The following is a 10039-nucleotide window of genomic DNA, read 5'->3' on the forward strand; positions in this document are numbered from 1 at the left end:
GGACCCGGCCGCAAGGGGCGGCGCCGGGCCCTCGTCACCCCCGCGCGCCCGGACGGGCCCGCGGGCGGAGGGCAGGGGCCCGCCCCGAGCGGCGGGCGAGACGGGAGGAAGCCATGGGCTACCGCGAGACCTACGACGCCTGGAAGGCGGACCCCGAGGCGTTCTGGCTGGAGGCGGCCGAGGCCATCGACTGGGTCGAGAAGCCCACGAAGGCGCTCGACGACACGTCGGCGCCGCTCTACGAGTGGTATGCCGACGGGGTGATGAACACCTGCTGGAACGCCGTCGACCGCCATGTCGAGGCCGGTCACGGCGAGCGCACGGCGATCATCTGGGACAGCCCCGTCACCCGCACCAGGCAGGAGATCACCTACGCGACCCTGCGCGAGCGCGTGGCCCGGATGGGCGGCGCGCTGAAGGCGCGCGGCGTGGGCAAGGGCGACCGGGTGATCATCTACATGCCGATGATCCCCGAGGCGCTGGTGGCGATGCTGGCCTGCGCGCGGATCGGCGCCATCCACTCGGTCGTCTTCGGCGGCTTCGCGGCCCACGAGCTCGCGGTGCGCATCGACGACTGCAAGCCCAAGGCGATCCTCGCCGCCTCCTGCGGGATCGAGCCGGGGCGGATCGTGCACTACAAGCCCCTGCTCGACGGCGCCATCGAGCAGTCGACCCACAAGCCCGAGTTCACCGTCATCGTGCAGCGCGACGCCGAGGAATGCGAGCTGATCCCCGGCCGAGACTTCGCCTGGCACGCCTTCCAGGCCAAGGCCACGCCCTGCGATTGCGAGCCGATGGCGGGGACCGATCCGCTCTACGTCCTCTACACCTCCGGCACCACCGGGCAGCCCAAGGGCGTGGTGCGTCCCAACGCGGGCCATGCGGTGGCGCTGGCCTGGACCATGAAGAACCTCTACGCGGTCGAGGGGGGGGACGTGTTCTGGGCGGCCTCGGACGTGGGCTGGGTCGTGGGGCATTCCTACATCTGCTACGGCCCCCTGATCGCCGGCTGCACCACCGTGGTGTTCGAGGGAAAGCCCGTGGGCACCCCCGACGCCGGGACCTTCTGGCGGGTGATCTCGGAGCACAAGGTCAAGAGCTTCTTCACCGCCCCCACCGCCTTCCGCGCCATCAAGCGCGACGACCCGCACGCCGAGCACCTGGCGCGCTATGACATCTCCTGCCTGAACTACCTCTTCCTGGCGGGCGAGCGGGCGGACCCGGACACGGTGAACTGGGCCGCGGACAAGCTGGGCGTGCCGGTGATCGACCACTGGTGGCAGACCGAGACCGGCTGGTGCATGGTCGGCAACCCCGCGGGGCTGGAGCTGCTGCCGATCAAGGTGGGCTCGCCCTCGGTGCCGCTGCCGGGCTACGACGTGCAGGTGCTGGACGAGGCGGGGCATCCCGTGCCGGCCGGCACGCTGGGCGCGATCGCGGTGAAGCTGCCGTTGCCTCCGGGCACGCTGCCCACGCTCTGGAACGCCGAGGAGCGGTTCCGCAAGAGCTACCTCAGCCACTTCCCCGGCTATTACGAGACGGGCGACGCGGGCATGATCGACGCCGACGGCTACGTGTGGATCATGGCGCGCACCGACGACGTGATCAACGTGGCGGGCCATCGCCTGTCGACGGGGGCGATGGAGGAGGTGCTGGCCTCCCACCCCGACGTCGCCGAATGCGCGGTGATCGGCGTGGCGGACGAGCTCAAGGGCCAGCTCCCCATGGGCTTCGTGTGCCTGACCAAGGGCGTGAACCGCCCCGCCGAGGAGATCGTGAAGGAATGCGCGGCCCTGGTGCGCCAGGAGATCGGGCCGGTCGCCGCCTACCGGATGACCCTGGTGGTGGACCGCCTGCCCAAGACTCGCTCGGGCAAGATCCTGCGCGCGACCATGGTCAAGATCGCCGACGGGGAGAGCTTCAAGACCCCCGCCACCATCGACGACCCCGCGATCCTCGACGAGATCCGAACGGCGGTGAAGGGGCTGGGCTACCCCCACGCAAAGGCCGAGGCCTGAACGCCGCGCCTGCCCGGCGCGACCGGGAGGCGGCGCGGCTGACGGGTGCGTCCGACGGGGGCGGCGGGGCGGGGGCCTCGCCGCCCCTTTGCGTTGCGCGGGGGGCCGGGCGGCCGCGGGGCCCCGGCACGCCTCCCGCCCGCCCACCCCGGCGCGCCGGGGCCCCGCGCCCGCCGGCGGGCGGCGTCGAAGGGGGCGGGCCGGGGACGCTCCCCGGGCGCCGTCGGGACGGTCCCGCATGCGGCCCACGGCCCCGCGGCGGCGGCGCAGCGGCCTCGGCGGCCTCGGCGGCGGCGCGCGGCCGGCGTCGCGGGTCGCCTGCGGCCGACGCGCGGCCGGCCCCGCGGGCGGCGTGCGGGCAGGGCCCGGGGCGCCGGCGCGCAGGGCCCCCGCGAGGCTGGGCAGGGGCACGGGCGCGCGCTAGGTTTCGGGGCCCGCCGACCGCACAGGAGCTTCGATGACCCTGAAGCCGATCCCCCCGCGCGCCGCCGCCGTCTCCCGCGACCTGACGGGCGCGCCGCGGCAGGGGCCGGACCGGGCCTCGGACCACGACCGGGCGCCGGACATGGCCGTGCCGGCGCTGCTGTGGGCCTACGACGTCTTCCCCGACGGGCGCGCGCAGCCGGTGACCCCGCGCGAGGCCCACCATCCGCTCGCCGAGGGCGCCGCCTGGCGCTGGGTGCATGTCGACGGTCTGGCGCCGGGGGCCGAGGCCTGGCTCGCCGCCGGGGGCTGCGGCCCGCTCTCCGACATCGTCGCCGAGGCGCTGACCGAGACCGACACCCGTCCCCGCGCCCAGGCCGCGCGCGACGGCGCGCTGGTGTTCCTGCGCGGCGTCAACCTCAACGAGGGCGCGGACCCCGAGGACATGATCTCGATCCGCGTCTGGCTGGAGGAGACCCGGGTGATCACCGTGGTCCTGCGCCGCCTGCTGACGGTGGCCGAGCTGCGCGGGCGGATGGAGGCGGGCGTCGCCCCCGACCGCCCCGGCCTCTTCGTCACGGAGCTCGCCGAGGGGCTGGCCGCGCGCATGGCCCCGGTGCTCGACGCGCTGGAGGACCGGGCCGACGACATGGAGGACCGCGCCGCCGAGGCGGCGCTGGGCATGATCGACCCGCTCGACCCGCGCGAGACGCGCCGCGACCTGGCCGAGCTGCGCCGGGTGGTGATCGCGCTGCGCCGCTACCTCGTCCCCCAGCGCGAGGCGCTGGCCGAACTGCGGCGCATGGCCGGCGCCCCGCTCGACGACGTCGAGCGGGCGGAGCTCGCCGAGACCGGCGACCGCATGACCCGCTACGTCGAGGACCTCGACGCGGTGCGCGAACGGGCGATGGTGCTGGCCGAGGAGGCGGCGGCGCGGGCGGCGGAACGCTCGAACCGCGCGATGTACGTGCTTTCGATCGTGACCGCGGTGTTCCTGCCGCTGGGCTTCCTGACCGGCCTGCTGGGGGTGAACCTGGGCGGGCTGCCCGGCGCGGCGACGCCCTGGGGCTTCGCGGCCTTCGTGGTGATGCTGGCGCTGGTGGCGGGGGGCGAGCTGTGGCTGATCCGCAAGCTGCGCCTGCTGTGACCGCCCGCCCGCGACGCGCCGCGGGTCTGGGAATGCCGGGCCGCGATCATATATTCGCCCCAGACGATATCGCCGGGGCGGGCCGCCGCTGCGATCCCGTTCCCCCGGGCCGGCGCCGCCTGCAGGCCGCCGCCGGCGCCGCCGAGACGAAAGGAGACCCCGATGCGTGAGGAAGCCACCCCCTCCGGCGTGCTCGAGCACTGGACCCCCGAGGAGGTCGCCGCCGGGCTGAAGGCCGGCGAGATCGTGCTGATCGACGTGCGCACCCCCCAGGAATACATGTTCGAGCACATCGAGGGCGCGTTCCTGATGCCCATGGCCTTCTTCGCCCCCGCCTCGCTGCCGGTGGACGGATCGAAGCGGGTGGTGCTGCACTGCGGCTCGGGCGTGCGCTCGGCGCGCATGGCCGACGTCGCCCTGCGGGCGGGCGCGGACCGCATGGCCCACATGGAAGGGGGCTTCGCCGCCTGGAAGGGCGCGAAGCTGCCCTACGTCGGCACCGACATGGCCACCGGCGCGCCGAAGCGCATGGGCGGCTGACCCTCCGTCCCCCCCGTCGCGCGCGCGGCCCGACCGGGGCGGGCGCGCAGCCCGACCGGGGCGCGCCCGCTCCTGCGACGACGGCTCGGGGAGGAAGCCCTTGCGCCGGGGACCGCCAGGGCGGACTATGGGCGACGTTAGGGCGCTTGAGGGGGGAATTGGAATGACGATCGCGACTATGCGAGCGGCGGCGGCCGCGCTGGCCATCGGACTGTGCGCCGCGGCGGGCGAGGCCGGCGCGCTGGTGCATGAGGAGGTCGGCGACGCCGGCGCCGACTTCGGCTCGGCGCAGGCGGTCGACGCCTCGACGCTGACCGGCATCTCGGGCACGCTGACCGAGGGGGACAACGACCTCTACGTCTTCGTGCTGACCGCGCCGACCTACGTGTCGGTGCTCAACCTTCTGCCGGACATCAGCGGCGACGAGTCCTACGACATCATCGACATCGGCTTCGGGCCGCTGAGCGCGCCCGAACCCTATTGCTTCGACTGCTACTACAGCGGCAGCGGCGCGGGTTCGGTCGCGTTCCTCGACGTGCTGGTGGGGCCGGGGACCTATTACCTCGGCATCGTCGACACCGACCTCATCACCGAGGATCCCGAGGCGCCGCCGCCGATCGCGCTGGGGGCCTACAGCTTCGACGTGGTCCTGTCCGCCGGCCCCGTCGCGGTGCCGCTGCCCGGCGCCGCTGGGCTGGCGATGCTGGGCCTGGGCGCGCTGGGGCTCGTCGCCCGCCGCCGCCGGGCCTGACCGCCGCCGGGCTCCTCCGCCCGGAGGGGTCCGGGGCGCGCGCCCCTCGGTCGTGGACCGTGGCGCGCTCCGCTCAGGCGGGGACGGGCGCGTTGTCCACGATCAGCGGCGTCTCGAAGATCGAGATCGCGGGCTCCGCGCCGAAGGCGGCGTTGATGCGCGCGCGGAAGGCGGGGCCATGCGCCTCGACCGCCGCCGCTCGCGAGCGCCACAGGTAGACGCCGCCGCCGCGCCGGCCGTCGAGATCCAACAGGTAGTTCTTGCGGATCAGCTCGGGATGCTCCCGCCAGATCGGGGCCGAGGCGGCGTAGGCCGCCAGCACCTCGTCGCGGCTCATGCCCTGGGGGATGGCGAAGGCGACGATCTCGGTGAAAAGGGGCGTGTCCTGCATGGGGTCCTCCCTGGTCGTGCCCGTCCGGACGGGGCCCATCCTAGCACGTCCGCCCCCGCGGCGTCCGGGCCGCTTTTCTTTTCCCTCCGGAGGTGACAGAGGGAAGCGCCAACCGAGGTCCCGGGCAGGAGGCTCCCATGGAGATTCGCGAGGCGTATACTTTCGACGACGTGCTGCTGGTTCCGGGGGCCTCCGAGGTTCTTCCCGCGCAGGCCGACCTGCGCACCCGCGTCACCCGCGAGATCGAGCTGAACCTTCCCCTGCTGTCCTCGGCCATGGACACGGTCACCGAGGCCGAAATGGCCATCGCCATGGCCCAGGCCGGCGGGCTCGGCGTGATCCACCGCAACCTCGACGTCCAGACCCAGGCCGACCAGGTCCGCCGGGTCAAACGCTTCGAGAGCGGGATCGTCTACAACCCCATCACCCTGCGCCCCGACCAGACGCTGGCCGACGCGCGCCAGATGCAGGCGAGCTTCAAGATCACCGGCTTCCCCGTGGTCGACGACCGCGGCCGCCCGGTCGGCATCCTGACCAACCGCGACATGCGCTTCGTCGAGGACGAGTCCACGCCCGTGCGGGTGATGATGACCCCCGAGGAGAAGCTCGTCGTCGCGCGCGAGCCCGTCGACGCCGAGAAGGGCCGCCGCGCGATGCACGAGCGGCGCATCGAGAAGCTGCTGGTGGTCAACGCCGAGGGCCGCCTCTCGGGCATGATGACCCTCAAGGACCTCGAGAAGGCGGTCGTCCACCCCCGCGCCTGCAAGGACCCGCTGGGCCGGCTGCGGGTGGCGGCGGCGACCACCGTGGGCGACGCGGGCTTCGCGCGCTCCGAGGCGCTGATCGACGCCCATGTGGACCTGATCGTGATCGACACGGCGCACGGGCATTCCGCGTCCGTCGGCGAGGCGGTGACGCGGATCAAGAAGCTCTCGAACGCCGTGCAGGTGGTGGCGGGCAACGTCGCCACCGCCCAGGCGACGCGGGCGCTGATCGACGCGGGCGCGGATGCGGTGAAGGTGGGGATCGGGCCGGGCTCGATCTGCACCACGCGCATCGTGGCGGGCGTGGGCGTGCCGCAGCTGACCGCGGTGATGGACTGCGCCGAGGAGGCCGACCGCCACGGCGCGGTGGCCATCGCCGACGGCGGCATCAAGTTCTCGGGCGACCTTGCGAAAGCCATCGCCGCCGGCGCCCATTGCGCGATGGTCGGCTCCGCGCTCGCCGGCACCGACGAGAGCCCGGGCGAGGTGGTCCTGTGGGAGGGGCGCTCCTACAAGGAATACCGCGGCATGGGCTCGGTCGGCGCGATGGCGCGCGGCTCGGCCGACCGCTACTTCCAGAAGGAGGTCTCGGCCGAGAAGCTGGTGCCCGAGGGGATCGAGGGCCGGGTGCCCTACAAGGGCTCGGCCAACGCGGTCCTGCACCAGCTTGCGGGCGGCCTGCGCGCGGCGATGGGCTACACCGGCAACCGCACGATCGACGAGATGCGCAGGAACTGCAATTTCGTGCGGATCACCAACGCCGGCCTGCGCGAGAGCCACGTCCACGACGTGCAGATCACGCGCGAGAGCCCGAACTACCGGATGGGCTGACCCCGCCCGAGATGCGTCCGCCGGCCGGCGGACGCGTCTCAGGCGCCCGGCCGCGCGGCCTCCGCGCCGGTTCGCGTCGGCCGGGGGCCGCGCGAAGCCCCCGGGGCGCGGGCGCGGCGGCGCTCGCGCTGGAGCCAGATCTCGAGCAGGGCCAGGTAGGTCAGGTAGAAGCCCCACGCCTGGAAGCGGTCGAAGGGTCCGGTCATGTCGGGGGTGGTCCCGGCGCCGTCGGCGATCAGGTCCCAGATCACGTAGTGCATCCGGTAAAGCCAGGAGGCGATCGCCAGCACCGACAGGCGCAGACCCCAGCGGCGATGCGCGGGCCAGCGACGGGCGCGGCCGTGGCGGAAGGTCTCGACGGCGGCGAGCAGGATCAGCAGGCCGTAGACGGTGGACGAGAGGTCCATGAACGGCCCTCCCGTCGTGCCTCGACCCAGCGCGTAGACGACGCCCCCCGCCCCGGTCGCCAGCCCCAGCGCGATCATCGTGCTGCCCAGCCCTCGGTGCAGGCGCGGGCGGGCGCGGCGCAGGGGGCCGATCAGCTGCACGGGCGCCAGCAGGGTCAGGCCCGCGCCGGCGGCCATGTGGGCGAACATGATCGCGGTGATCGCCGGCGCCCCGGGGTCGTAGAACGGGCTCTCGCCGCTCAGGTCGCGGGTCAGGCCCGCAAGGCCCAGCCCGGCGGAATGGCGCACGAACCCCCACATGCCGGCGAACAGCGCCGCCGTGCCGAGCGTCCACAGCAGCCCCGCGTTGCGGCGGGCGAAGCCGGCGGATCGGGGCCGCGCCGCGGGGCGGCCCGCCGTCGCGGGTCCCGGGGACGCCTCGGTCACGGCTGCGCCCAGAGCGACCTGATCCGCCCATGCAGCGCCGCGAAGGCGGGCGGGGGCAGCATGTGGCCGCCGCCGATCGGGTGCAGGCGCACGGGGCCGTCGGTGCTCGCCTGCCAGTCGGCGAGGCAGTCGGGGCCGACCAGCGGGTCCTCCTCGCCCAGGAAGACATGGACGGGGCAGGCCAGGCGCGGGGCGCCGGGGGCGGGGCGGAACTCGGCGCAGAGGCGGAAGTCGGCGCGCAGGGCGGGCTCGAACAGCTCGCGCAGCTCGGGGCTCGCCAGGATCTCGCGCGGGGTGCCGCCGAGGCGGGCGATCTCCGCCCAGAACGCCGCGCTGTCGAGGGCGTGCAGGCGCGCCACCCCCTCGCCCAGGCGGCAGGGGGCGTGGGCGCCCAGCACGAACAGCGCCTCGGGGCCGGGCAGGCCGCGGCGGGCGAGGCGCTCGGCCAGCAGGGCCGCCAGCGCGCCGCCCATCGAGTAGCCGAAGAGCGCGTAGCGGGGCGGCAATCGGGGGGCGAGCTCTCCCGCCAGCCGGTCGGCGAGCGTGTCGAAGTCGGGCGCCGGCGGCTCGCGGAAGCGGCCCTCGCGGCCGGGCAGGCCAGGGGCCTCGACGCGGGCGTCGGCGGCGATCCAGGGGCGGAACAGGCTGGGGCCGGCGCCGGCGGGGGGCAGGCAGATCAGGCGGGCGTCGGACATCAGAACTCCACCACGCTCTCGCCCGCCGCGGGGGAGGCGGGTGTGGAAGCGGCGCGCAGCGCGTCCACATGACGCGCGAGGTCGCCCAGCCGCGGCCGGTCGACCAGCGCGCGCACCCGCACGTCCACCCCGAAGGCCGCCCGCAGGCGCGAGGCGACGCGGGCCGCGGGCAGGGAATGCCCGCCCAGCGCGAAGAAGTCGTCGGCGGCCGAGGGCGTCGGGATCTTCAGCACCTCGGCCCAGATCGCGGCGACCTGGCGCTCGGTCTCCGTGGCGGCGGCGGGCGGATCGGGGAGCGGCGCCGCCGAGGGGCCGGGCGCGGGCCGGGGCGCGGGGCCGGGGGGCGGATCCGGCAGGAGCTCCGCCAGCGGGGCGTCGGGGCGGGCCAGCGCCTCGGCCAGCAGGCCGGCGAGGGCGGCGAGGAAGGCCTCCATCTCCTCGGGCGGCAGGGCGGCGAGGTCGTGGCGCAGGATCAGCTTCAGCCCGTCGCGCGCGGGCGCGGCCATCACCGTCAGGGGGAAGTGGGTCCACTCGTCGAACTCCACGTCCTCCAGCGTCACCTCGGCGGCGGCGTCGCCGGTGGTGGCGGGGTAGTTCTCGATCACCAGCAGGCAGTCGAAGAGGGTCCCGCGGCCCTCCTGCACCTTCCGCAGGGCGATGTGCTCATGCTCGATGCAGGCGGCCTGGCGGGACTGCAGCGCGCGCAGCCAGTCGGCGAGGCGGGCGTCGCGGTCGACCTGCACCCGCACCGGCAGGGCGTTGAGGAACAGGCCCACCATCTCGGTCGCGCCGGGCAGCGAGGCGGGGCGGCCGGCGGTGGCGGCGCCGAAGAGCACGTCCTCGCGCCCCGTGCGCCGGGCGAGGGCGAGGCCCAGCACCCCCTGCAGCAGGCTGCTGAGCGTCACGCCCTGCGTGGCGGTGAACTCGCGCAGCGCACGGACCAGCGTCTCGGGGACCGCCCATTCCTGCCGCGCGAACGCCGGCGCAGGGCCGCCGCCGGGGAAGGCGAGGCAGGGCCCGGGGACGCCGTCGAGATAGCCGCGCCAGAAGGCGGCCGAGGCCGCGTCGTCCTGCCGTTTCAGCCAGCGCAGGAACTCGGCGTAGGGCGGGGCCGGGGGCAGGGTCCCGCCGTGGTAGAGGGTCATCACGTCCTGCAGCATCCGGGCCGTCGACCAGCCGTCGAGGATGATGTGGTGGAAGCACAGCACCAGCACGTGGCGCGCCGCGTCCGTGCGGGCGAGCTGCACGCGGATCAGCGGCGGCTGGCGCAGGTCGAAGGGCGCCGCGCGGTTGCGCGCGAAGAGGTCCCGCAGGCGGGCCTGCGCGTCCTCGCCCCGCCAATCGAAAACCTCCCAGGGCAGGGGCAGGTCGCGGTAGACGACCTGGAAGGGCTCGTCGCGCTCCTCCCAGCGGATGGCGCTGCGCAGGGCGCTGTGGCGGGCCAGCACCTGCGCCCAGGCGGCGCGCAGCCGCGCGGGCTCGATGGGGCCGGCGAGGTGGTATCCCATCTGCGGCATGTAGACGGCCGAGGCCTCGGGCGTGTCGAGGCTGTGGACCAGGATCCCCTCCTGCAGCGGCGCGAGGGGGAGGATGCTCTCGATGTTGCGGCGGCGGGCGGCTGCGTCGTCGGCGTCGGAATGGGGCAT

General features: G+C 74.7%; 9 protein-coding genes. 5 read left to right on the plus strand and 4 right to left on the minus strand.

Annotated features, from left to right (window positions below; genetic code table 11):
* Positions 1-113 precede the first annotated feature (113 nt).
* From BM064_RS05200 to BM064_RS05215, 4 genes are all read left to right on the plus strand, one after another.
* Positions 114-2018, plus strand: a complete 1905-nt coding sequence (locus BM064_RS05200) for a propionyl-CoA synthetase (RefSeq protein ID WP_092858545.1) — start codon at positions 114-116, stop codon at positions 2016-2018.
* Between the two features lie 457 nt (positions 2019-2475).
* Positions 2476-3588: a CorA family divalent cation transporter gene (locus BM064_RS05205; protein ID WP_092858547.1), complete on the plus strand. Its 1113-nt coding sequence runs from the start codon at positions 2476-2478 to the stop codon at positions 3586-3588.
* 162 nt (positions 3589-3750) lie between these two features.
* Positions 3751-4128, plus strand: a complete 378-nt coding sequence (locus tag BM064_RS05210; protein ID WP_092858549.1) for a rhodanese-like domain-containing protein — start codon at positions 3751-3753, stop codon at positions 4126-4128.
* A 163-nt stretch (positions 4129-4291) separates the two neighbouring features.
* Positions 4292-4879: a PEP-CTERM sorting domain-containing protein gene (locus tag BM064_RS05215; RefSeq protein WP_143103256.1), complete on the plus strand. Its 588-nt coding sequence runs from the start codon at positions 4292-4294 to the stop codon at positions 4877-4879.
* Between the two features lie 73 nt (positions 4880-4952).
* Here BM064_RS05215 and BM064_RS05220 read toward each other — a convergent pair whose 3' ends face one another.
* On the minus strand, positions 4953-5270 hold the full coding sequence (locus tag BM064_RS05220; protein ID WP_092858553.1) for a hypothetical protein: 318 nt from the start codon (positions 5268-5270) through the stop codon (positions 4953-4955).
* A 137-nt stretch (positions 5271-5407) separates the two neighbouring features.
* Between BM064_RS05220 and guaB the strand changes: the two genes are divergently transcribed.
* A complete protein-coding gene (gene guaB / locus BM064_RS05225; protein WP_092858555.1) occupies positions 5408-6865 on the plus strand; it encodes an IMP dehydrogenase in 1458 nt (485 codons plus the stop codon).
* A 38-nt stretch (positions 6866-6903) separates the two neighbouring features.
* On the opposite strand, the gene BM064_RS05230 is transcribed toward guaB, so the two are convergent.
* Genes BM064_RS05230 through BM064_RS05240 form a run of 3 tightly spaced genes read right to left on the minus strand, consistent with a single transcriptional unit; the run spans position 6904 to position 10039 of the window.
* Positions 6904-7698, minus strand: a complete 795-nt coding sequence (locus BM064_RS05230; protein ID WP_092858557.1) for a DUF2306 domain-containing protein — start codon at positions 7696-7698, stop codon at positions 6904-6906.
* On the minus strand, positions 7695-8393 hold the full coding sequence (locus BM064_RS05235; RefSeq protein ID WP_092858559.1) for a thioesterase II family protein: 699 nt from the start codon (positions 8391-8393) through the stop codon (positions 7695-7697). Before BM064_RS05235 ends, BM064_RS05230 begins: the two co-directional genes overlap by 4 nt.
* Positions 8393-10039, minus strand: a complete 1647-nt coding sequence (locus BM064_RS05240) for a condensation domain-containing protein (RefSeq protein ID WP_092858562.1) — start codon at positions 10037-10039, stop codon at positions 8393-8395. The genes BM064_RS05235 and BM064_RS05240 overlap by 1 nt, the downstream gene beginning before the upstream one ends.

Origin of the sequence: Albimonas pacifica (assembly GCF_900113695.1) — a bacterium.
Classification (GTDB): domain Bacteria; phylum Pseudomonadota; class Alphaproteobacteria; order Rhodobacterales; family Rhodobacteraceae; genus Albimonas; species Albimonas pacifica.

Bases quoted from the DNA above. Each gene is read 5' to 3' on its own strand.
- BM064_RS05210 (WP_092858549.1), top strand. From the start codon at position 3,751: ATGCGTGAGGAAGCCACCCCCTCCGGCGTGCTCGAGCACTGGACCCCC.
- BM064_RS05200 (WP_092858545.1), top strand. From the start codon at position 114: ATGGGCTACCGCGAGACCTACGACGCCTGGAAGGCGGACCCCGAGGCG.
- BM064_RS05220 (WP_092858553.1), bottom strand. From the start codon at position 5,270: ATGCAGGACACGCCCCTTTTCACCGAGATCGTCGCCTTCGCCATCCCC.
- BM064_RS05205 (WP_092858547.1), top strand. From the start codon at position 2,476: ATGACCCTGAAGCCGATCCCCCCGCGCGCCGCCGCCGTCTCCCGCGAC.
- BM064_RS05215 (WP_143103256.1), top strand. From the start codon at position 4,292: ATGACGATCGCGACTATGCGAGCGGCGGCGGCCGCGCTGGCCATCGGA.
- BM064_RS05240 (WP_092858562.1), bottom strand. From the start codon at position 10,039: ATGCCCCATTCCGACGCCGACGACGCAGCCGCCCGCCGCCGCAACATC.
- BM064_RS05235 (WP_092858559.1), bottom strand. From the start codon at position 8,393: ATGTCCGACGCCCGCCTGATCTGCCTGCCCCCCGCCGGCGCCGGCCCC.
- guaB (WP_092858555.1), top strand. From the start codon at position 5,408: ATGGAGATTCGCGAGGCGTATACTTTCGACGACGTGCTGCTGGTTCCG.